General features: G+C 42.8%; 19 protein-coding genes, 2 tRNA genes and 1 other RNA gene. 18 read left to right on the top strand and 4 right to left on the bottom strand.

What is annotated here, in order from left to right; translation table 11 throughout:
• Nucleotides 1-120: 120 nt before the first annotated feature.
• Nucleotides 121-1092, top strand: a complete 972-nt coding sequence (locus tag FLL45_RS00995; RefSeq protein WP_142887928.1) for an NAD(P)-dependent alcohol dehydrogenase — start codon at nt 121-123, stop codon at nt 1090-1092.
• 160 nt (nt 1093-1252) lie between these two features.
• Here FLL45_RS00995 and FLL45_RS01000 read toward each other — a convergent pair whose 3' ends face one another.
• The gene (locus tag FLL45_RS01000; protein ID WP_142887929.1) at nt 1253-2404 is read right to left on the bottom strand and encodes an acyl-CoA desaturase; all 1152 of its coding nucleotides are present in this window, start codon (nt 2402-2404) and stop codon (nt 1253-1255) included.
• Between the two features lie 253 nt (nt 2405-2657).
• Between FLL45_RS01000 and fabR the strand changes: the two genes are divergently transcribed.
• The gene (fabR, locus tag FLL45_RS01005) at nt 2658-3278 is read left to right on the top strand and encodes an HTH-type transcriptional repressor FabR (RefSeq protein ID WP_142887930.1); all 621 of its coding nucleotides are present in this window, start codon (nt 2658-2660) and stop codon (nt 3276-3278) included.
• Nucleotides 3279-3392: 114 nt separating this feature from the next.
• Here the strand turns inward: fabR and FLL45_RS01010 are convergent, their stop codons facing one another.
• The gene (locus FLL45_RS01010; protein ID WP_142887931.1) at nt 3393-3641 is read right to left on the bottom strand and encodes a hypothetical protein; all 249 of its coding nucleotides are present in this window, start codon (nt 3639-3641) and stop codon (nt 3393-3395) included.
• A 259-nt stretch (nt 3642-3900) separates the two neighbouring features.
• Between FLL45_RS01010 and FLL45_RS01015 the strand changes: the two genes are divergently transcribed.
• The 5 genes from FLL45_RS01015 (at nt 3901) to FLL45_RS01035 (ending at nt 13066) form a co-directional block, all read left to right on the top strand.
• On the top strand, nt 3901-4431 hold the full coding sequence (locus tag FLL45_RS01015; protein ID WP_142887932.1) for an elongation factor P hydroxylase: 531 nt from the start codon (nt 3901-3903) through the stop codon (nt 4429-4431).
• Nucleotides 4424-5551 (top strand): ATP-NAD kinase family protein, encoded by a 1128-nt coding sequence (locus tag FLL45_RS01020; RefSeq protein WP_142887933.1) that lies wholly within the window; start codon nt 4424-4426, stop codon nt 5549-5551. Before FLL45_RS01015 ends, FLL45_RS01020 begins: the two co-directional genes overlap by 8 nt.
• Nucleotides 5552-6222: 671 nt before the next feature.
• The gene (locus FLL45_RS01025) at nt 6223-8931 is read left to right on the top strand and encodes a PD-(D/E)XK nuclease family protein (RefSeq protein ID WP_142887934.1); all 2709 of its coding nucleotides are present in this window, start codon (nt 6223-6225) and stop codon (nt 8929-8931) included.
• 2 nt (nt 8932-8933) lie between these two features.
• A complete protein-coding gene (locus FLL45_RS01030; RefSeq protein ID WP_185964279.1) occupies nt 8934-12374 on the top strand; it encodes a UvrD-helicase domain-containing protein in 3441 nt (1146 codons plus the stop codon).
• A 32-nt stretch (nt 12375-12406) separates the two neighbouring features.
• Nucleotides 12407-13066 carry a DUF4124 domain-containing protein gene (locus FLL45_RS01035; protein ID WP_185964280.1) on the top strand — a complete coding sequence of 220 codons (660 nt, stop codon included), beginning with the start codon at nt 12407-12409 and terminating at the stop codon, nt 13064-13066.
• Here the strand turns inward: FLL45_RS01035 and FLL45_RS01040 are convergent.
• Together FLL45_RS01040 and FLL45_RS01045 are read right to left on the bottom strand one after the other, a co-directional pair.
• Nucleotides 13063-13458: a hypothetical protein gene (locus FLL45_RS01040; protein ID WP_142887937.1), complete on the bottom strand. Its 396-nt coding sequence runs from the start codon at nt 13456-13458 to the stop codon at nt 13063-13065. The genes FLL45_RS01035 and FLL45_RS01040 overlap by 4 nt on opposite strands.
• Before the next feature lie 94 nt (nt 13459-13552).
• Nucleotides 13553-13840 carry a hypothetical protein gene (locus FLL45_RS01045; RefSeq protein WP_142887938.1) on the bottom strand — a complete coding sequence of 96 codons (288 nt, stop codon included), beginning with the start codon at nt 13838-13840 and terminating at the stop codon, nt 13553-13555.
• A gap of 255 nt (nt 13841-14095) precedes the next feature.
• On the opposite strand from FLL45_RS01045, the gene FLL45_RS01050 reads away from it, so the two are divergent.
• From FLL45_RS01050 to FLL45_RS01100, 11 genes are all read left to right on the top strand, one after another.
• Nucleotides 14096-14665 (top strand): DUF4136 domain-containing protein, encoded by a 570-nt coding sequence (locus FLL45_RS01050; RefSeq protein ID WP_142887939.1) that lies wholly within the window; start codon nt 14096-14098, stop codon nt 14663-14665.
• A gap of 152 nt (nt 14666-14817) precedes the next feature.
• Nucleotides 14818-15321 (top strand): regulatory protein RecX, encoded by a 504-nt coding sequence (locus FLL45_RS01055; RefSeq protein ID WP_142887940.1) that lies wholly within the window; start codon nt 14818-14820, stop codon nt 15319-15321.
• A gap of 35 nt (nt 15322-15356) precedes the next feature.
• Nucleotides 15357-17948: an alanine--tRNA ligase gene (gene alaS / locus FLL45_RS01060; protein WP_142887941.1), complete on the top strand. Its 2592-nt coding sequence runs from the start codon at nt 15357-15359 to the stop codon at nt 17946-17948.
• A gap of 196 nt (nt 17949-18144) precedes the next feature.
• Nucleotides 18145-18330 carry a carbon storage regulator CsrA gene (gene csrA / locus FLL45_RS01065; RefSeq protein ID WP_142941121.1) on the top strand — a complete coding sequence of 62 codons (186 nt, stop codon included), beginning with the start codon at nt 18145-18147 and terminating at the stop codon, nt 18328-18330.
• Nucleotides 18331-18451: 121 nt separating this feature from the next.
• A tRNA-Ser gene (locus FLL45_RS01070) sits at nt 18452-18543 on the top strand.
• Nucleotides 18544-18592: 49 nt separating this feature from the next.
• A non-coding RNA gene (locus FLL45_RS01075) (RtT sRNA) lies at nt 18593-18729 on the top strand.
• Nucleotides 18730-18852: 123 nt separating this feature from the next.
• Nucleotides 18853-18929: transfer RNA gene (locus FLL45_RS01080), tRNA-Arg, on the top strand.
• A gap of 142 nt (nt 18930-19071) precedes the next feature.
• The gene (locus tag FLL45_RS01085; protein WP_142887942.1) at nt 19072-19701 is read left to right on the top strand and encodes a DUF2799 domain-containing protein; all 630 of its coding nucleotides are present in this window, start codon (nt 19072-19074) and stop codon (nt 19699-19701) included.
• Nucleotides 19673-19924 carry a DUF2835 family protein gene (locus tag FLL45_RS01090; RefSeq protein ID WP_142887943.1) on the top strand — a complete coding sequence of 84 codons (252 nt, stop codon included), beginning with the start codon at nt 19673-19675 and terminating at the stop codon, nt 19922-19924. Before FLL45_RS01085 ends, FLL45_RS01090 begins: the two co-directional genes overlap by 29 nt.
• A gap of 264 nt (nt 19925-20188) precedes the next feature.
• Nucleotides 20189-22024, top strand: coding sequence for a DUF1302 domain-containing protein (locus tag FLL45_RS01095; protein WP_246075726.1), 1836 nt, complete (start codon nt 20189-20191; stop codon nt 22022-22024).
• A 17-nt stretch (nt 22025-22041) separates the two neighbouring features.
• Nucleotides 22042-23421: a DUF1329 domain-containing protein gene (locus FLL45_RS01100; RefSeq protein WP_210247086.1), complete on the top strand. Its 1380-nt coding sequence runs from the start codon at nt 22042-22044 to the stop codon at nt 23419-23421.
• Nucleotides 23422-23564 lie beyond the last annotated feature (143 nt).

The following is a 23564-nucleotide window of genomic DNA, read 5'->3' on the forward strand; positions in this document are numbered from 1 at the left end:
AATGGTAAAGACAGTTCAAAGTGAGCGGTGAAATATATCGTGTTTGATTCAGTTCCCGTTTTGAGTGTTTTATTGACCGAACACTGACAAGATACCAGCAAACCGTATGGACTAGAGCCTATGAAAGCATTGAGCATTAAGAAATACGGGTCCCCTGACTTTTTGCAAATTCGAGAGATTCAGCAGCCGAGTCCTCGCTCCGAGCAAGTGCTGATAAAAGTCCACGCTGTATCCCTCAATGATTGGGATTGGGGGTTGCTGCATAGCTCGCCTTTTGTGCCAAATCGTTTTATGGCAGGGCTATTTAGACCGAAAATCATCTTAGGTTCCGACATTGCTGGAGTGGTCGAAAAAGTTGGTAGTGGAGTAAGCGCATTCAAGGTTGGAGACCAAGTGTATGGTGATTTGTCTGGATGTGGTTTTGGGGGATTTGCTGAGTACGTGTGTGCGCCACAAGATTCGATTAGATTAAAGTCTGCAAAGATGACCTTTGAGCAAGCCGCCGCCATTCCGCAAGCTGGAATGCTTGCATTACAAAGCGTAATGGCAGCCGGTATTGATAAATCAGGGCTATCAGTTCTTGTAAACGGAGCAGGAGGTGGAGTAGGAAGTATCGCTATTCAACTCCTCAAGCTTCATAACAATCATGTAACGGGCGTCGATAGTGGGGAAAAACTAGCGGCAATGCGAGCCTGGGGTTTCGATCATGTGATCGATTATAGCGTCACAGATTTCACCCAAAACAGTCAGCGTTACGATTTGATTATCGATGTTAAGACGGAACGGTCACCAGCAGATTATGAGCGTTGTTTAAAACCGAATGGCGTTTATGCAACTGTTGGAGGGTCTTTGCTATCACTGTTGAAAATTGCTCTTTCAGGTTTACGTATCAATCGCGCGCGAAACAAAAAACTCAAAGTGATAGGGCTTCACGCCAACAGTGAGCTTGAGTATTTTAATACTCTTTTTGAAGCGGATCAGTTTAAGCCCGTCGTTGATTCCAATTTCTCATTTAAAGAAAAGGATGTCCGCGAAGCATTTAGTCGATTTGGCGCTGCCGCTCACAAAGGAAAGATAGTTGTGCTTATTTAATCGTTAATGGAGCGAGTAAGCTTGCGCGGATCAACATTTAGCGCTTTAAAGATATTTGTCGTGGGCCAAGATTAACTAGCGAATGAATCTAACAAAAATAGGTTTAATAAAAAAATGCCCATCAATTGACGGGCATTTTTTAAAGATACGCCAGTTAACCTTAAGCATACTGACCGATTAACACTCTCCAGCTTTGTTGTTGAGCCACAAAACTTTCTTTTAATTCGTGATATTGTTTTGAGAGCTGACTTTTCTCGACACTTTCAATTAAGTTATCTTTAGTCGCTTCTAACCATTGCTTTTTCAAACGGTAGAACTCATTCATTTTTACTTGAAGCTCTTCGTATTCTTTTTCGATTCTTTCTAGCAGCTCGTCTTTGTTGGGCAAGCTCAAACTATGTAGTTTTCCTTGCGCTTTGCTGAGCTGTTGTTGAGCGATAGACCGCGCAATTTTCTCTTCTGGAATCTTTTTTAAATTTCTAGCTAATCCCACCAAGCTTAATGATTTTATCCACCATTTGGTGGGATCAAATTGCCACCATTTAATCGCATTACGGTAATCGTACTGAAATGCATGATGGAAATTGTGATAGCCCTCGCCATAGGTTAATAGTGCGACAATTGGATTATCCTTTGCTGTATTTTTATCACTGTATGGTTGACTTCCCCACATATGAGCGAGCGAGTTAATAAAGAAAGTCACGTGGTGGCTAATCACTAATCGCATAAAACCAATCAATAATAAGCTTCCGAGCACATTACCGTTGATTAAACCGAAAACGATTGGAATACCAAAATTAGTCAATAAAACCAGTGGCAGATAATGCTTGTGCTGCCACATGACTATCGGGTCACGCTGCAAGTCTTTGACGTTTTTATAATCATGGTAACGGTGCGCTTGATATTCCCGCAGCATCCAACCGATATGCGAATACCAAAAACCTTTTTTTGCGGAATACGGGTCATGGTCGTTGTCATCAACATGCTTATGATGAATACGGTGATCTGATGACCAATGTAAAGCACTATTTTGAATAGCAAATGCGCCACCAATGGCGTAGAAAAAGCGGATAACAGCATTGGTCTCATATGAGCGGTGTGACCACAAACGATGGTATCCTGCGGTGATTGACATCCCACAGTAACCGGTCGCAATAACGAAGGCGATAATCGTCGCAGCATCAAAATCATAAAAGTAGCTATAAACAGGTACGCCGATAAATGCGATAAGAAAAGTGATTGAGAAAACCAAAACATTCAGCCAAATAATCTTAGGCTTACTGTTGACGGCTGGTTTTAAATCGCTATGCATAATTAATAGTTTCCAAAACAGAAGACCACGTAAAGGGCGCAAACAATTAGGTTCGTGCTCAATTTGCTATGGTCAAAAAAATACCAATTGTTCAGCGTACGCGTGTACGCTTAAATTGAGAGCAAGTATACGCATCGGAAGTGCTTAGTGCAATTGAGAAAACAGATGTTAGCTGAAACAGTGTTGCGCAATTGTGACAAATTCGATGTAATGTGGGTTATATCGGCCGAAACTTGAATAACACCACTAAAAAATGCCTATTACCCGATCACAACAAAAAGAAAAAACCCGCCGAGCGATCATTCAAGCCGCTTTGAATCAGTTAAGCGCGGATAAAAGTTTTGCCAGCATTAGCTTGCGTGAGGTGGCGCGTGAAGCAGACATCGCGCCAGCGTCTTTTTACCGACATTTCAAGGATATGGAAGAACTCGGGCTCACTTTGGTCGATGAGTGTGGACTCGCGTTACGCCAGCTTATGCGCAAAGCCAGAAAACGTTTTGCCGAAGGGGGGAGCGTTATTAACACCTCCGTTGAGACGTTTATGGAGTTTACTGAACAAAACCCTAATATCTTTCGCTTACTGTTCCATGAGCGTTCTGGTACAGCTTTCGCATTGAGAAGTGCTGTTGGCAGAGAGATCCAGTATTTTATCGCCGAATTAGCCGATTATCTCGACGACTATAATAGCGATAAATCAATGGCTTACACGCAAGCAGAAGCCATGGTTGCGGTTGTGTTTAATGCAGGGGCTGAATCACTTGATGCCAAACCATCGGCGCGAAAAGCGATATCAGAGCGAGCGATGATTCAACTCAGGTTTATAGCCTCTGGGGCCCATGAAGCGGCTAAAAAGAAAGGCAATCTCGATCAATAAAGCACAATATCAGTAAAACAAAATATCGGCTAAACAATATCAACAAAGCAAACTAAAGTCGTCTAGTCGTCATGCCGGCCGAGCCTTTTTGAGGGACTCTCCAGGCAAAATGACTCAGATTTTGTATCTCAGATGTTTAAACTGCGGCCCATATGAGATTGCTTTTAACAAGGGAATCAGTCTCGAAGGTGCTGGTTTAAATGATGGAACATGGTACCAGTGACTGCCATGCCCTTTGTATTTCGCGATGATGGGCCGTTGAGATTGCCAAAATTTATATTTAACGGGTAGGTGCCGCAAGGTGATCTGGATACAGTCGGCATCTTTTGGGTCGGTTTCTACTTTTAAGATCTGGTCACTCATATAATAAAACTTGCTGGTGCTGCTGGTTCGACAGTTGAGTTTGAAGTCTTAATCTCGTGCATTGATTTGATAAAACCAACTCGCGGTCGACATTCTTTCACTTATTCCCTAACATCCTTATTCAGTCAGGTTTTTGATAATTATAGTGAATGATTGACGATTCGGCATTAAAATTGCGCCTGCCGGAGCATAGCAATCGCTCAGTGGTTTATACGTTAGTTAATCATGAGCCGTTTTAAAGAGTTTTGTATCTGAAGTAATGAATCCCGAAAGCCAAAAATTGATTCAATTAGTAGAAGTATTCAACAATCTATTTTTAGAGTCTGAGAATACCCAACTGAAACCTGGCGCCGAAGAGCCTTTTTACCGAGCGGCTAAAGACGGTCGACCAGCAACGATTTTTTCGAGAAATGATTATTTCTCAAGTGCGCTCCATGAAATTGCCCACTGGTGTATCGCGGGCAAAAAGCGCCGCCAATTGGATGATTTTGGCTATTGGTATGCGCCGGAGGGAAGAACAGCCGAGCAACAGGTTGACTTCGAAGCGGTTGAGGTTAAACCTCAAGCAATAGAATGGGCGTTATCTTTGGCGGCAAACCATCAATTTCACTATTCCGCGGACAATCTTAGCCAAGGAATCGACGCATCAATGACTTTCAAAGCTGCCGTACACCAACAACTAGTCAATTACCTCGAGGGACAAAGTTTACCGCCGAGAGCAAAATTACTATTTGATCGGATGTTGAGCGTGTTTAATCAGGATAACGCTGTGGAGTTACCTCATGTTTAATTTAGGTCTGATTATTAATCCTTTTGCTGGAATCGGCGGACGAGTAGGCTTAAAAGGCAGCGACGGTGATGCGATCCGGGCCCAAGCACTCGCCATGGGGGCACCCAAGTTAGCCCCCTCAAAGGCTGGGATCTGTTTGGAGCAAATACTTGATTTAAAAAATGATTTTAAGGTCTTCACGGTTTCTGGCGAGATGGGAGAAAATCTTTGCGAACAATTAGCGCTCAACTTTGAAGTCGTGGTAAACGCCAACGAGCCCTCGACTTTTGAGGATACAGAAAATGCGGTTAAAGCGCTAAATGCCCATGGTGTTGACTTGATATTGTTTGCTGGCGGTGATGGTACCGCACGAAATGTATTTCAAGCCGCTGATGAGTCTCAGATGGTGCTAGGGATCCCGGCAGGCGTAAAAATCCATTCTGGGGTCTATGCGGTATCCCCTGAAGCTGCCGGTTTGTTGCTTCACGACATGATCACCGGAAAAGTTTTAAGCCTGGTCTCCAGTGATGTCATGGACATCGATGAAGAAGCATTCAGAGGTGGCGTCGTAAAAGCTAAACGTTACGGTTACCTCAACGTGCCTGGGGCACTGGAATACATTCAAGCGGTAAAGTCTGGTGGTAAAGAAGTTGAAGAGTTAGTGCTAGATGACATTGCCGCAGAAGTTATCGAGTCGATGGAAGATGATGTTTATTACGTGATTGGTTCTGGCAGTACTTGTGCGGCTATCATGGCCCAATTGGGCCTCGACAATACGCTTCTCGGTTCAGATATTGTGTTTCAGGAAAAACTCTTTAAACAAGACGCCATTGAGAGTGATTTGCTTGAACTTATCGATTCTGGCGCAAAAGTTAAGTTTGTGATCACGGTAATTGGTGGTCAAGGACATATTCTTGGAAGAGGCAACCATCAATTGAGTCCAGAGGTCATTCGACGAGCGGGTTGGGAAAATTTCGATATCGTTGCAACTAAAACAAAATTGAATGCACTCAGCGGACGACCGCTCCTTACCGATACCGGTGATAGTGAACTGGATCACAGTTTACAAGGGAGCAAACGCGTAATTACGGGATACAGAGATTACGTTATTTGTCGGGTTGGCTTCGGCAATAAAGAATAGTTTGGGATATTACCCCGAGGCTTTGTGAGATATTTCTTACAAAGCCGTGAGAGATTACCGAAAAAGCCCTCAGAAAATCTCCAGAAGAGAACTTTAAAATTTTCTAACTGATTGTTTATAAAGAATTAATTGTGATTAGACCTTCTGGGGTATAGGTCCGAAAGTAATAAATCAGTCATAAAAGTCGCTTGTTCGATAAGCGCTATTCCTTAAAATAACACTTGTCTTTAGGAAATAAGACAAGGAAACGCTGAAGGAACAGCAGCCGAAAGGATTTGGCAAAAAAGGAACTGGTTCACTGACGAACGTTAACAGTTAAAATGGAACTTGAAGGAAAGCAAAAGGATTTGTGGAGTAGGAATCGGTAAGCGGATTACCGGAAAAGGATTTATAAAGGATTGTTGGAGATTGAGGAACCATAAGGATTTGGTAACGGATTGTTCTAGGACAGATTGAAAAAGATTAGAAAAGGCAACTGAGAAGTTGCCTTTTTTATTGCTTGTAAAAAAGGTTATCTGAATCGATTAAATATTATTCAAGTTACGCCAGATTTTAATTTTTTTATTTCTGCTATTGCATGTGGTATTTCTCTGCAACACAATACTCCCTCAAATTAAAAACGATAAACCGCAATTCGCACTCAAACCGTCCTCGTTGGAGCCTTCGTATTCATGGCAATTAGTGTCAGTTATCAGGAATTAGCACCATTTCTAAGCGAACAGACGCTAATCCTGACGCCCAATGCGAGAACCCTCAGCGCTGTTAATGCCGGATTTGTAGAGTCACTTGAGGAAGGGCAGGTGGTTTATGCCCCCAAAGCTAACACCTTTCTGGGGTGGCAATCCCATTTGCTGGAGCAACTCTCTTTTCACTATCCGGTACCCAAGCTCATTAAAAGTCTAGAAATTAAAACTTGGCTAAAAAATCAGATTAGCGGCGATGAAAACTGGCTACTAACAAATGAATTAGGAGTCGCTGAAAAAGTTCTCGAGGCTTTTAGGGTAATGCGTCAATGGGATTGTCAATTGAGTGACTTGGGGCAACTAGAAACCGTTGAAAATCAATACTTTGCAAAGTGGATTGGTGAACTTGAAAGCTTTCTTGATGCCAATGATTTATTACCCGATTTTGCGCTGTGTAATTTTCTGTGCGAGCAAATCGATGATTTACAATCGTTGTTACCCTCTGAACTGCTCACAATTGGTTTCAATCAGTTGACACCTGCCGAACAAAAGCTACTCGATTTAGTGAGTCAAAAGTCTGTTCGCTGGCAAACTTTTTTCCCCAGTCAAAAGCCCGCATCAGCAACGCGAGTGGAGTGTGAGCAATTTAAGCAAGAGTTAGAGTTTGCAGCTGAATTGGCCAGTAAGCGAGTCGTTGATGCCCCTGATAAAACAATTGCGGTTGTGGTTAACCAACTGTCTAACCATATCGACCTTGTTCACCAATGTTTTAGTGACACCTTTCAACCTGACGAACACCTGCCATGGAAACCGCTGGGTAAAACGGCTTATAACGTTTCTGCAGGTCAACCTATTGCCGAGTTTCCGCCGATATATGTTGCTCTGAGTATTTTGCAATTGAGTTCTAAAGGTTTAGACCTAACAACTCTACGGTTGCTGAAAACCACACCTTTCATTCATTGGGGGGATTACAGCAATCAAATCAGAAGCTTTTTACATGATCAAAGTTTGCTGGGGTATCGTCATTATTCGCTCGATAGGATTAGAAGTGCGATTGACTCTCATCCTGAGTGCGACAAACTAATTCAACTAAAAATTCGTCTAGATTCCATTGAAAACAAACCGACTCAAGCTCGTCCGATGAGCGCCTGGGTTGATCTTTGGTTGTCTGAATTAAACGCCTGGAGATGGATGAACAATGAGACAGTCGATAACAATCAGAATTTAATGAGTGAATTTTACGAGGCGCTAAAGTCGAGCGTTTCATTAGCAAGCGTTAACCCCAAGCCATCAAAGAGCGCCGCATTTGAGTACTTTCAACAAGTTTTGAAACAGTCAGCATTTCAAATGCCGAGTGATAGAACTAACCTTCACATACTAGGTATTTTAGAGGCGTCTGGATTAGTGTTTGACGAGCTAATTATGGTTGGCTTTGGCAGACATAACTGGCCCGCAAAATCTCAGCTTAATCCCTTCTTACCGGTCGCTTTTCAACAAGCCAATCACACGCCGGGTTCATCTGCAGAACGAGAATACGAATATACTCGAGACTTAAGTCAATCTTTACTTAACAGTGCAACCAACCTATGGGTTACTTACAGTAAAACCGAACAAGACAGTCTAACGGGGGAATCCCCTTTATTTTCCCACCTTCCTGAGACAGACATAGCAGATTGGCTGTCACAGAAAGCCACTTACCAAGTGCAGTCAGATTACGAATGGACTTGCGACGAGAAAATTACCATTGACACTAAAGCGATTAAAGGTGGCGCCTATCTTTTAAGCTTTTATGCCGCTTGTCCTTTCAAGGGAATGAGTCAGTTTCAATTTGGGATTCGTCCAGCGCAACAAACTGAACTAGGTATTGAAGCGAAAATAAGAGGTGCATGGCTGCATCGCGCGTTGGAGTTGTTTTGGCGAGAAGTGAAAACTTCAAGTGCGCTTCAAGCGTTATCAACGGAGCATCGGCAAACACTGATCGAAAACGTATTAATCGAAGCAAAATCTGAATTTGAAAAGCCATTGTATGCAAGTGCAAGTCCTGTCATTGTTGATTTGGAGTTTGAAAAACTAGCACGACAAATTGATGATTGGCTTGAAATCGATAGCCAATTTGGGGATTTCAAGGTCGCTACCGAAGTGGAAAAACAACTAACAATCGGACCTTTGGATTTTACTTTTAGGGTTGATCGAATTGATTATTTGAATGATGGCTCTATCGCCATTATTGATTATAAAACGGGTAATGTAGACGTTAAGAAGTGGTTAGGCAAACGACCTGATGAGGCGCAAATGCCTGCGTATGTTTTAGCTTGTGAAGAAGAGAATGTTAATAGTCTCTCTTACGCAAAAATAAAAACAGGCGAAACGAAGCGGGTAGGGGTATGGTTTACACCTGAAAGCAATAGTCAGTCGAGCTTTGATTACCAGTTTTTAGAGATTACTGAAGATGGTCAAAAAGACAGGACTCGATATTTTCAAGCAAATCCCAATCTAGAATTGACCAGCGACAGTTTGTCTGAACAATGGAGAGATAATTTACAACGGCTTGCTAACGCCATCGCAGAAGGCGTAATGCCCGTCTCTCCTAAATCGCGAAGTCAATCATGCCGATACTGCGACTTTTCTGATTTTTGCCGGATTAATGAATTCCAACCCGATGATGAAGCCGAGTTAGTAGTGGGCAGGGAGGATTGAATTTGAAGCAGACTGTAATCGATCAAGAAACTCGCTATGAACTGCTTAATCCGCGCGGCTCGTTTATCGTTCAGGCACCCGCAGGTTCTGGAAAAACTGAACTGTTAACGCAAAGAATTTTAGCGTTGCTTGCGGTGGTCGATAAACCTGAAAATATCTTAGCAATTACGTTCACTCGGAAAGCGGCAGCAGAAATGCAGAACAGAGTTGTTGCTGCTTTACTCTTGGGGGCTCAGCCTGAGCCAGAAGCCGCTCACGAAAAATACCGCTGGAAGTTGGCACAAAAAGTATTACAAAGGGACAAACAATTAAGCTGGAATCTATTGGAAAATGCGTCTCGGCTTAACATTACAACTATCGATAGTTTGTCTGCAAGCCTCTCGAGTGCTTTGCCACTTTTATCACAAACGGGCGCATTACCGAAGATCGCAGAAAATGCGCATGCTTATTATTTAGAGGCTGCGGAAAATACCCTGCAAGCTATCGAAAGCGATGATCAAATTGCCGAAGATATCATTCGTTTATTACGGCACAAAGATAATAATTTGTCGCAACTAACTGAACTACTGGCGCAATTATTAGCGAAACGCTTGCAATGGATGGCGAGTGTCACAAGTGGCCACAGTGAGAGCCTTACGCAAGAACTATTAAATTCATTATCAATTGTTACCCAAGAAAGATTAGAAGCGCTATTTGAGTTGTTTCCCACTGATATCATTAGCGAGCTCCCCGAACTAATGAATCAAGCGGGAGAAGTGCTGCGTCTCAACAATAAAAGTGGCAAGCCTTTCCTAATTGAGGTTGAAAATATTGGACCTCTTAAAACGCCTACTGCTGCGGATATCAATATTTGGAAAGCTATCAGTGAGCTGTTTTTAAAGGCTGGAAATAAGCCTGAACTGCTAAGCAAATTTAATGTGAGTCATGGATTTCCGGCAGTCAATAAAAGCAATACAGAAAATGAAAATGCGCGCTATCAAAAGAATAAGAAGCAAGTAGAGGAAATCGCGGCGCAACTTTCGCAAGATAAAAGGCTCATTAATCTGTTATTTCAAATAAAAAAGCTCCCTGCAACGGACGAACAAGAAAGGAATCAGCAAGTACTAGCGTCACTTGTCAAACTTTTACCTATTTCAGTCGCTCATTTGAAGCTTGTATTCAGTCGTTATAATGTTATCGATTTTTCTGAATTAGCGATTACTTCATTGCAGGCACTTGGTCATGGGGATATGCCAAGTGATTTAGCGCTAGCGCTTGATTATCGTATAGAACATATTTTAATTGATGAATTTCAGGATACTTCAACGCCACAGATCGAATTAATTAATTTATTAACCGCCGGCTGGGAACAGGATGAGCGAGGATTGATTAACCGAAGCTTGTTTCTCGTAGGCGATCCGATGCAGTCGATCTATCGATTTAGAGATGCCAATGTCAGTTTGTTTATGAAAATTCGCGAGCAAGGTATTGGGTCCATTCGCTTAGCATTCAGGCAAGTTAAAGTGAACTTTCGTTCCAACGCAGTAATCGTTGATTGGGTTAATCAGCAATTTCAAGAAATTATGCCAACACAAGAAGACTTAACAGTGTCGGCAGTGAGTTATGCGCAATCAGTAGCCTTCAATCACAGAGCAACCGATAGTCAAGTCAACGCATTGTTAACTGTTGATGCGCAGGATCACTTCACTCAAGACCACAAGGTAATTGAATTAGTTAACAACCACCTTAAAGAAAATCAATCTCGAGAGTCTAAAAAGACCTTAGCGATACTCGGTAGAAGTAGAAATAATTTAAGTGAGATCATTCAACTTCTTAACCAACACAATATCGCGTTTCAAGCGCTAGAAATCGATCTACTGTCTCAGAAGATGATCGTGCGCGATTTAATGAGTCTTGCGTTTGCGCTACTAGATCATTATGACGAGGTAAGTTGGGCGGCGTGCATGCGCTCGCCTTGGTTCGGTTTAAAACTTGATGATATTCGAAAAGTATTTGTCAATGGCGACAAAGCATTACCCATCATTGAAAGAATTGAAGCTGAGCAGGCGTTTTTAAGCCAAGCATCGCAAGCACGATGCGCTAAGATTCTTCCACTGCTCGCAGAAACAATTAACCAAAAAGGTTTTAAACCATTTCGTAAATGGTTGTATGGATGTTTTAAAGCAGTGGGCGGCCTTTATCAAATGGATTTTGACTCCGATTATGATGATTTACTCGTTTGTCTGGACAAGCTGGCGGAGCTTCAAGCAGGCGGCGAACTGAATGATAGATTGTTGGTGGAAGAATCAATTAATCAGCTCTTTGCAGCACCTAACCCGAGAGCAGATAGTCAGGTTCAAGTAATGACTATTCATAAATCTAAAGGTTTAGAGTTTGATACCGTGATACTGCCTAGACTTGATGCGACTGGTAGAAGCAGTGACCATGTTCTCCTCAAGTGGACAGAGGTTATCGGCAATAATGGAGAACCACATAATCTATTAGCTGTTTCAAAAGAAACCGGCCAAGAAAATGATGGTGTTTACCAATATATCGCTTATCTAGACTCGGAAAAGTCTCGCTATGAAGATCAACGAGTTTTGTATGTTGCAGCGACAAGAGCGAAGTCGAATTTATATTTACTGGGTAACCTTGTTAGCGATAGCAAGACAGGGGAGATGAAACGACCACAAGCCTCGAGCTTTTTAGGTATGCTTTGGCAAGGGATTAAAGGGAACTATACAGAAATACCGCTGATTGCTGAACCAGTCGACCGGCAAGAAACCCCGTTATTTGAATCGCGAATGATAAAGCAAGTTAATCACCAGCGTATCCTTACGCAACCGATTGATGTTCAGGAGACTAACGCTTTCTCTAACCAAGAGACCGGGGTTGCGACTCCAGGTATTAAGGTCGAAGGCCATCAGCCTGTGTCGCAATTGGCTGCCGCAACCGGGAGAGTGTTACACAAACAGTTACAATGGTTGAGCGCACATTTTGATGACGAGTTTCAAGTTGATAATAGATGGCGAAGAATCATTTCATCGCAGCTTAAGAATGAATATTATTTTTCGAGTTCCGCCGAGCTAAATGACAGTGTAGAGAAGGTTGTTTTTGGAATTGAGAACATGCTGCAAGACGAGCTTGGCAAACAAATCCTGAGTAGTTCAAATAATGCTTATTCAGAAGTAGCTCTCCATAAAAAGTTAAATAGTGGTAGCTATTTGACTCGAATTATTGACCGGACTTTTGTTAAAGATGATGTTCGTTGGATCGTTGATTACAAATCGTCTATACCCTCTAAAGAAGAAACGCTTGAGCAGTTTGTTACAAGAGAAAAGGCGGTTTATTTGGACCAGCTAACAGATTACTTTAAAATGTTTCAAAAGCTCGAGGACCGCAGCATCATTGCCGGACTTTATTTTCCAATGTTGGCTCACTTTGAACCGGTTTTAAGAAGCTAGCATAAATTCGGCTTTGTTTTTTGAGGATGAGTATGAGATTACTTTTTCGACTGATATTTTCGCTTGGGCTGCTAGTCGCAGTCGGCTTTGTTTGTTATCAGTATTTAGTTCAAACTGATTCTGAACTTGGTCGTCAGTTAGAAAGTATCTTTGGGGAGTTAGGCGGTCAAAAAGTCACCCCGGAAGAACGACAGGCTGCAGAATCTCGCTCAAAGACTGAATTACAAGTACCGGAAATTAATTCAAATGAAAATGCTGCGAGTCCAGAGAGAAAGGTGTTAAAGCTTTACCGCTGGAAGGATGATAATGGTAGAACGCAAGTTACTGACCAGCCGCCTGAAGACAAAGAGTTTAAAGTGATTACCTACCAAGATCCTAAAAATATAGCGTTGACTCCTCAAACATCGGTCAATACACCAAACTTCAATTATCAAGTACCTCATGCTAGTCAAACGGGCCAGTCGACCGCGCCAATTGCGACTAAACCGACACCGCTTCCGGTTCAGTGCCAAGTTAAAATGCGGGATGTAAAACGCCTGGAAAGGAAACTTGATAAAGCTGATGACGTGGTTGAAAGCATTTGGTTGCAAGACTATTGTTCAGCTTTGTCTGAGCTCATTCAAGATAGTTGTGTAGTGCCTAAAAGCGAGGTGAAGTACAACCGTTATTGTCCAGTCAGATTTAAGCGTTAAAATAATTTTTTAAATTTTGCGCAGCCCCAAGGGGATATGGCTGTGATCAGTAATACAAAAAGCATTAAGTTACCGGTTAGGGGATTGAGCATTGGAATAATGTCGCTCCAGCTTCGATCTTGAGTAAGGTTAGCGAAAGTAAACTCAAAAGCTAAGGTCACGCCCAGCCACAAAGCGCCAATCGCTTTATAGGCGTTTTCCGGGATTTTTCCGTAGAATGTTATCGTTGAATAACAAATCAAGATTATCCAAGTGCACAAGATTAAGCCGCTCACTGGGAGTGCGATTGACTCACCGAGCAAAGGCTCCAAAAACTGCTCCCGAGCAAATCCATTCAGCATGGCGCCGATCAACAATAATATCCATACGGCAAGTGATTTAAGTACTAACATCGGAATACTGCTTTTGGTCAAGTGTCAGTGGGTATTGGTATGATTGGTGACTGGTTAAAAAGCTTGTCATGGTGATTTGCTTGCACATCAACAGCTAATGGCCTAAGCCGCGATTAATAAAGTGGGGTGTAGCTCGCTTGACTAGTGTGTATTCACCCAATGATGTTTGAGGGGCTGATGACCTCATCATTGAGAGAACAATCATTACAACACTCAGTGCCATAAATACAGGCCCCTTATAGTCAGGCAGCATAAAAACTAGCAACGTTAAGTCAGGCACTGTAGAAAAAGCCACTAGAACAACAAGCGCGACGAAAAGTGCTGGAAATGATTTATTATTAGGACACTGATAATTGGAATCCATCGGAGTACCTCGTTTCATTAACTCCATGAAAGCACGGTATAAATATAGGTTATATCTAGGTATTCTGCTGTAAAATTGGACTAGTCGATGAACAAAATAGTGACTTGGTCGGTCATAAGTATGAGTGGAATGAGGGTAAACGTTTCAGTTTGCTACCCGTTATTGTTTTAAAAATAATGTTCAGGCTAGATTAAGGTGATTGTTGATAGCCTTATCTGAGTCGCGTACATTAGCCGTGTTGTCTCTACAAAATATTGATTAATTGGGAAAACGATGAATAAACTAAGTTTAAAAGGCTTTTTGCTAGGAATGACCTTACTAATGGTGTCTGGGTGTGTCGTAAAACCGCCAACGACCAGTGACTATGATACGAGTTATGATTTCAGTCAGCTAAAGACTTATGCATGGATCAAAGACAAAAGTCCTAATAAAGTGGCGACTTTGGACAACAAAAGGCAGGAAAATGCGATAGAAACCATGCTTAATCGTAAAGGGTTCCAGAAAGTCAGTGATACCCAGAAGGCGGATTTTTTGCTTAAGACACACACCGTCACTGATAAAAAGGTCGATGTTGACCGCTTTGTTAGTACCTGGGGGTACCACCCTTTTTACAACCCATTTTTTGACCCCTATCCTCGCAATTCAACAACGATCGTGCGTGAACAAAAAATTGGGACCCTAATTTTGGATATTGTTGATCCCAAGCAAAAGCAGGTCATTTGGCGTGGAACCGTTGCCAAACCGCTAGGTATATACAGAAATCGTACGCCAGAGGAACGTGCAACGATTGCAATGTCCAATGCAGAGCACATGTTGATGACGTTTCCGCCGCAAGCCAACTAGCGTTCAATTTAAGCTAAACCAATCACAAAATTCTCAAAGCCGAACACTGTTCGGCTTTTGGGTTTAAGACCTGAAATAAATTCTTCAAATTATATTCCTAACTTAAATATTTGGTACTAGATGATTGGGAGACCATCGATTAGAATAGCGCCATGAATGAGCTGTCGAGTGATACCCCTGTCTTAGAGTCGCTAGAATTTGAAAAATCTTTAAATAAAGCGATTGCTTACGCCTGCCGATTACTCGGCGTGAGAGAATACGCTCAAAAGATGATTTTAAAGAAGCTGACAGACAAGGGATTTGATAACAAAATAGCGTTACAAACGCTTGAGTTTCTCGTTGATAATGGTTGGCAGAGTGACCAGCGGTTTTGTGAGTCATTTATTAGAGGCCGGGTGGCTAAAGGGCAAGGCTACCGACGAATCAAATTCGAATTGGCGCAGAAAGGTATTGATGAGCAGTTAAGCCGTAACGGATTTGAGCAGCTGGAAATCGACTGGCAAGAAGTATGTAACTCGGTTGCGATAAAGAAAATCGCCACCATAAAAGACATAAGAGAATCGAAAGCGCGACTTAAAGTTGAGCGTTTTTTACAATATCGAGGCTTTTCTAATGATCAAATTCGAACAGCAATCGATAGTCAAAGCAAAATTTAAAAGATATAAACAAATGGGAGATACCACAGGTGAGCATGTCGAGTAGTGAAATTCGCGAAGCCTTTTTAGCGTTTTTTGAGAAAAATGGCCATCAGCGAGTTGACTCAAGTCCACTGGTGCCGGGAAATGATCCGACATTGCTGTTTACCAATGCGGGTATGGTCCAGTTTAAGGAGTGTTTTCTCGGAACTGAAAAAAGAAGTTATGTGCGTGCGGCTAGTTCACAGCGTTGCGTGCGTGCCGGTGGTAAGCACAACGATCTTGAAAATGTTGGCTATACAGCTCGTCATCATACTTTCTTCGAAATGTTGGGTAATTTCAGTTTTGGTGATTATTTTAAAAGAGAAGCCATCCGGTTTGCCTGGGATTTCTTAACCAAAGAACTCGGCTTACCAGAAGATAAGCTTTGGGTAACGGTCCACAAAGACGATAAAGAATCTGAGGAAATCTGGTTTAATGAGATGGGGATTGACCAGACACGTTTCTCCCGACTCGGCGATAAAGACAATTTTTGGTCGATGGGCGATACCGGCCCTTGTGGTCCCTGCAGTGAAATATTTTATGACCATGGCGAAAGTGTCGCGGGCGGACCTCCCGGAAGCCCAGATGAGGACGGTGACCGTTACATTGAAATTTGGAATTTGGTATTTATGCAGTTCAACCGAAGCAAAGAGGGTGAAATGACACCATTACCTAAGCCTTCGGTGGACACAGGGATGGGGTTAGAGCGGATTGCGGCAGTGATGCAGCATGTTCATAGCAATTATGAAATTGACTTATTTGCTAACTTAATCCGGTTTATTGCTAATGTTTTAGGCGTTAAAGACCATTCCAATCAGTCGTTGCGAGTGATCGCTGATCATATTCGGTCTTGTAGTTTTCTGATTCTTGATGGGGTGTTACCAGGGAACGAGGGAAGAAGTTACGTACTACGTAGAATTATTCGACGTGCCATCCGTCATGGAAATAAGCTCGGGGCAACAACAGATTTCTTTTACAAATTAGTTGAGGGACTCGTCAGGGAAATGGGTGAAGCCTATCCCGATTTAAAGAAACGACAAACTTACATTGAAGACGCATTGCAAAAAGAAGAGCAACAATTTGCGCGCACTTTGGAACAAGGAATGAAAATATTGGAGCAAGATATTGCTCAGCTATCTGGCACTGAAATTGGTGGCGAAACGCTCTTTAAACTTTACGATACTTATGGTTTTCCGCTCGACTTAACTGCGGATATTGCCAGAGAAAGAAATTTAACCATCGATGAAGATGGGTTTAATCAACATATGCAAGTGCAAAAGGAAAAATCCAAGCAGGCGAACCAATTTGGCACGGATTATAACGATTCAGTTGAACTTGACATCGATACTGAGTTTTTAGGGTATGGGCAAGCGGAAGCTCAAGGGATTGTTAAAGAAATCATTGTTGATGGCGGCATCGTTGATGCGGTAACCGCTGGTGCTGAAGCATCGATTATTTTAGATAAAACCCCGTTTTATGCAGAGTCCGGCGGTCAAGTTGGCGACAAAGGTCGTCTGCTCGCTGACGGTGTTGAGTTTGAAGTTAAAGATACCGTTAAGCTCAATGATGCATTTGCTCACAGAGGCCTGGTTGCGCAAGGCACCATTAAAAAAGGCGACAGCCTACGAGCGTTAATCAATCAGAGTGAGCGAAATGAAACCGCATTAAATCATTCTGCAACCCATTTAATGCACGCTGCGCTACGACAGATTCTCGGCGAACATGTCGAACAAAAAGGTTCTTTAGTTGACAGTGAAAGGCTGCGCTTTGACTTTTCTCACCCGGTTGCGGTGACCGAAGAGGAAATCTTTAAAATCGAGCAGTTAGTGAATCAGCAAATTCGTGCAAATCACCCCGTAGAAACTATCGAAACCTCGATTGAAGAGGCGAAAAAAGCGGGCGCGATGATGCTATTTGGTGAAAAGTACGGTGAAACTGTGCGTGTATTAAAAATGTCTGAGTTTTCGGTTGAGTTGTGTGGTGGCACACACGTAAACCGAACAGGTGATATTGGTGCATTCAAGATTGTCAGTGAGCAAGGTATCGCTTCTGGCGTGCGTCGAATCGAAGCCATAACCGGCGATAGTGCGATCGAATATACTCAGAAACAAGGTTGGTTAATTAATCAACTTGCCTCGTCGCTGAAAACGGATCGGATGTCGCTTGGGGAGAAAGTTGAGCAATTGATTTTAAAGTCTAAGCAGCAAGACAGAGAGATTGATAAGCTCAAAGATAAACTGTCCTCCTCGCAGGGCGGCGACTTGATGAGTCAGATGCGGCAAGTCAAAGGCGTTAACTTGCTTGCGGTTAAGCTGGAGGGAATTGATGCGAAACAGCTCAGAACGATGAGCGATCAACTCAAAGACAAGATGGGAAGTGGCATATTGGTATTAGCGAATGTGGCTGGCGACAAAGTCAATTTGATTACCGGTGTGACCAAAGATCTGACCGGACAGTTTCATGCGGGTAATTTAATGAAGGAACTTGCAAGTCAACTCGATGGTCGCGGTGGCGGTCGTCCAGATATGGCGCAAGGGGGCGGAAACAACGTTGCCGCAGTTGACAGTGCGTTGACTTGGGTGTCCGAATGGGTTGAAAATCAATAAATCGCCTCAAACTACTCTTAAAGTGAAAGCTGAGGTTTTATTGCTACGCAACGCTATGCTTTTGATTACTAGATAAAAATAATTATTAAAGTGACTATGAAATAGTCTATTGTTATAATTGCGCACCGTTTTATAGGGAGCTGTTAGTTTTCCGGACGCGTATATTGCTACAAGCCAAAAATTGAGGAGATTGGCAATGTTAATTTTAACTCGTCGTGTGGGCGAAACATTAATGATTGGTGATGAAGTTACGGTAACGGTACTGGGCGTTAAAGGTAACCAGGTTCGTATCGGCGTAAATGCACCCAAAGAAGTTTCTGTTCACCGTGAAGAGATCTACATGCGTATTCAACGCGAGAAAGAAATGGGTTCAGAGGGCTAGATTTAGCCTTTTCCCAACCTTCAAAAGAGAATCAAATTTTTTGCAAGAAATTGATTGCAATTTATGGTTAATCAGGTAGTATTCTCCCCCGCAAAAAACAGCTAGTAATTAGTGAATATTTGGAGAGGTGGCCGAGCGGCTGAAGGCGCTCCCCTGCTAAGGGAGTATGGGTTTTATCGCCCATCGAGGGTTCGAATCCCTCTCTCTCCGCCATTAACTGCTGGACTTTTATTAATGACGATCTTGACCTTCTTTCATGTTGAATGAGTCTGTGTCGAGAGGGATAAGAACCCAATAAAGAGGGTTCGACAAAACTGCTAGTCAGTTTTGAACGCCGGAGCAACGCGACGGCGGCCCGAAGGGTAAGGCGGTAGCCGAATAATCCCTCTCTCTCCGCCATTAATTGAAGCTAAGTAAGAGTCAGGTAAAAAAAGTGAAATAATTTCACTTTGGTCGTTGACAAGACTCATGTCCGCAACGATAATACCGCTCCCTCAACGCAGGGCGTTGAGAACACATAACGCGCATGTAGCTCAGCTGGATAGAGTACCTGGCTACGAACCAGGCGGTCGGAGGTTCGACTCCTTCCATGCGCGCCATATCTAAGAACCGGGCTTGTCCCGGTTTTTTGCTTTTTAGCTTTATCAATTCTCATATTTTACATTTTTTCTATTTATTCATTGCACATTCAGTTAATTCGCAGAATAATCAATAACATAGAACCTAAACTTCGGCACTAAAATGAAATCTTTTTATTACTTTTGCATAACTGTCTCGCTCGCACTGCTATTGGTTACGTTGAGTGGTTGTGCAACTCTCAGCAAATCAGAATGCTTAACCGCAGACTGGCAGATAATCGGCCTTGAAGACGGCGCAAACGGTCGTCCAACTTCCTATATTGGTAATCATCGCAGTGCGTGTGCAGATTACGGTGTTAAGCCTGACTTAAATGCTTATCTTGCGGGACATAAAAATGGTGTTCGGCAGTATTGCAGTTATCAAACTGGTTACAATCTAGGAGAGCGGGGCAGTAGCTATAATAAGGTATGTCCAAAGGCCCAATATAGCCAATTTGCGGCAGGGTATGAACGCGGTAGAACAGCTTTCCAATTGAAATCTGAAGCAAGGGAACTGAAAAACAGTTTTGACAGTTTGCTTAACCGCTTAGCAGATATCGAAGCGCTAATCGATAGTAATGAAGCGCTGATAATTGCGGATACAACTCCACCAGAGCGCCGAAAACTATTGCTTGATGAGGTTAAGGATCTCAATAGTGAAGCTGCGGAGATAAAGTTGGAGCTGCCTGGATTGGAAGAAGCTTTATATCAAGCGGAACTCAGATATGAGCGATATATCAGCCGACAAAAATAACCAATGTCAGATTGTTTTTGATTTGAGTATATCCCCGATTGAATACCAACAATACTATCGGGGCGAGATCAAATGGGTCATAACAAATAGCTTGGATGGCAGAAAAGTTCAGTTTCCCGCGAACCTCTTGACGCAACACGTGACCCATGAAGGAATTCATGGAAGATTTGTTTTACATTATCTGGCCAGTGGAAAGGCGTTAAAACTCGATAAACTCGGCTGAATTGTTGCGCTGCGACAAATGCGCTGATACATAACTTACTGATTTATAAAGAATTAAAAAACTTCAAAAAAGATCTTTAAACTGGTCGGATGATTTTTCATAATAGGTTTTTACTAGGCTAGTACCGATTACCCGAAACAGCGAATTTTTAGCCGAAGGTCTACTTGTTGAAAAAACGCTGTATACTAGCTGAAACGATAACAATTCACATAATCCGCTCTTCGACGGGAAGGTAATAAAATGATAAGAAAAGGGCTAGACATAATGTATAAACCAAAGCTCGCCGGTGTGGCACTAGCGGTGGCCGTGGCATTATCTGCTGCGCAACCTGCACAAGCTGTCGACATCAATACAGACAACTGGAGTGGTAGTTGGGACACTACAATATCATTCGGCGCCACTTGGCGTGTAGAAGACCGCGATGAAAGTCGTATTGGTCATTCCAATCTAGCTGGGTTAGGACCAGGCGGATTGGCAGCAATCCCTGGCTCAAACACGGTTTTGACCGGTGGATGGTCAAACAACGGTGATGCCGGAAACCTCAACTTTGATCAAGGCGAAATGGTTTCTCGCGCGATTAAATATACCACTGAGCTTGGCTTAGAGCATACCAGCGGTTTCGGTTTCTTTATCCGAAGCACTGGTTTTTATGATTTTGAATTGCATGACAGACCAAGCCAACGAGTCAAGCCGATCACAGAAGCTGCGCTTGATGAGCAAGGTCAACAAAATGAATTACTCGATGCATATGTCTATTTTGATGTCCCTGTCGGCGATTCTTCACTGCAAGCTCGTCTCGGTTCACAAGTCATTAGCTGGGGTGAAAGTACTTTAATCCAGCACGGTTTATCTGAAATCAATGCGGTTGACGTGACCAAATTGAGAATCCCTGGCTCCGAAATTAAGGAAGCGCTTATCCCAGTGAACACTGTGTGGGCTTCAGTCGATTTAACCGACACGATTAGTTTAGAAGCTTTCGCGCAAACCGAGTGGGAGCATTTCAGAACCGACGAGCCTGGCACTTATTTCGCGAGTACTGATTTTGCGGGTGAAACAGGAACTGATATTCATTTAGGTTTTGGTCAATTTGGTGAAGGTACGCCTGGTACAGTTGCACGACGTCTCGCTGACAGAGATGCAAAAGATGATGGCCAGTTTGGTATTAAGCTTGGTTGGTTAGCTGAGGACTGGAACTATACTGAGTTTGGTTTTTACTATGTTAACTACCACAATAAGCGTCCTGTTATTAGTACGCTTGCTCACAATGGTGTTGAAGTTCAAGGCTATTTCGAATACTTAGAAGATATCGAAATGTACGCATTGAGTTTTAATACTTCTTCAGATCTCGGTTTCTCATTGGCGGGCGAAGTCACTTACCGTATCGATGAGCCTTTACAGATCGATGATGTTGAATTGTTATTCGCTGCATTGGAACCTGTTGGCAGTATTCCAAGCGGAACTTCACAAATTCCAGCGGGTGCTGGTTTAGGGGATGAAATCTCTGGTTACCGTTTATTCGACACAACTCAGGCTCAGCTGACTATGACTGCTTTTGCTGGCCCAACCTGGGGCGCCGACCAGCTGGTTATTTTAGCTGAAGTTGGTGCTAACTGGATTACAGATTTACCTTCTGAAGACGAATTGCGATTTGAAGCACCTGGTACTTCACGAAGTGGTAATCCTGATCGTCAAACAACGCTACCAGACGGCACTGTTGTTGAAGGTTCTGGGTTTATCGTTCCTGGTTCTCCTTGTTCGGTCGGCGGTGCGCCAGTTGCATGTGAAGGGGTAACACCAAACGATTTTGCAAGCGATTTCTCTTGGGGATATCGTCTTGTTGCAAGATTTGATTACTCAGATGTTTTTGCCGGTTGGAACATGTCTCCTCGTATCGTTTTCTCTCATGACGTAGACGGCACAACTCCTGCGCCAATTGGTAACTTCGTTGAGGGACGAAAAGCGGTGACATTAGGTGTTAGTATGGACTTACAATCGCGCTGGAAAGCTGACATTGGTTATTCTGCTTTCTCAGGTGCAGGTAAAGCTAACGCATTGGGCGATAAAGATTTTATAGCTGCAAATGTCAGCTTCTCATTCTAAAGTAGGGCGAACAAACAATGAGTATTAAAAACAAACTAACAATGACTTTAATTGCTGGTGCGGTCAGTTTTGGTCTCGCATCTACAGGAGCAATTGCAAAAGTATCTCCAGAAGAAGCGAATAAATTAGGCACTTCGCTTACCCCAATCGGTGCAGAAAAAGCCGGTAATGCTGATGGAACCATCCCTGAGTGGACTGGCGGAATAACGTCTGCGCCAGCGGGCTATGAGCCAGGTAAATTCCACGTTAACCCGTTTGCAAGTGACCAAGTTCAATTCACCATTACTGCTGCAAATGCAGAGCAATATAAAGACAAATTGACGGCAGGTCAGATGGCTTTATTTAAAGCTTATCCTGATACCTTCAAAATGAACGTTTATCAAACGCGACGTTCAGCTTCGTATCCTCAGTACGTTTATGATGCGACTAAAGAAAACGCGACGCGCTCTGAGTTAGCTGAAGGTGGTAACGGATTGAAAAATGCGGCTGTTGGATTTCCATTCCCAATTCCGCAAAATGCATTAGAAGTAATGTGGAACCACATTGTACGCTATCGTGGTGAGAGTGCTGCGCGATTTGTTGGTCAAGCAACGCCACTTCGTGACGGTTCTTATACACTCGTTAAGTTCCGTGATGAACTTGATTTGTTGTACACCAAAAAAGGTACTAAGCCTGAAGACTTAGAAGCACAAAACATGCTTTTCTACTTCAAGCAGTGGGTAACGTCTCCAGCGCGTCTCGCCGGAACCGCTTTGCTTGTTCACGAAACGCAAGATCAGGTTAAAAAGCCTCGTCAAGCTTGGACTTACAACACAGGTCAACGTCGTGTTCGTCGTGCGCCTAATGTTGCTTACGATGCGCCAGGAACCGCTTCAGATGGACTGAGAACCACTGATGACTTCGATATGTACAATGGTGCACCTAATCGCTATAACTGGACTTTAGTCGGTAAGAAAGAAATGTACATTCCTTACAACGACTATCGTTTACATGCTGGTGATGTAAAATATGATGACATTATTCAACCTTCTCACATCAACCCTGATTTAGTGCGTTATGAATTGCATCGTGTTTGGGTTGTTGAAGCTAACTTAAAAGCTGATACTCGTCATCAATACAAAAAACGTGTTTTCTACATCGATGAAGACAGCTGGCAAATCTCCGCGACAGAAATGTATGACAACCAAGACCAATTATGGCGTGTAGGCATGCTACATGCGGTAAACTACTACGAGTTACCAGTGATGTGGTCTACTATGGAAGTTATTCATGACTTGAAATCAGGTCGTTACCTAGCGCTTGGTTTGGACAACGAAGATAGCCCTGTAGATTTCTCGATTACTTTTACAAAGAAAGATTTTACACCTGCAGCGCTTAGAAGAGCGGGTAGACGGTAAAAGCAGTCTATTTCTTTGAAAAATAAGATAAAGTCGTAGTAAAAAGGCCGGTTTTCACTGGCCTTTTTATTAGCGTAAGCGAAATTTACTATCTATATTATATTCATTGCAGTCTAATCGTTAATCCAGGGTACTCAGATCTA

The organism is Aliikangiella marina, assembly GCF_007004765.1.
Classification (GTDB): domain Bacteria; phylum Pseudomonadota; class Gammaproteobacteria; order Enterobacterales; family Kangiellaceae; genus Aliikangiella; species Aliikangiella marina.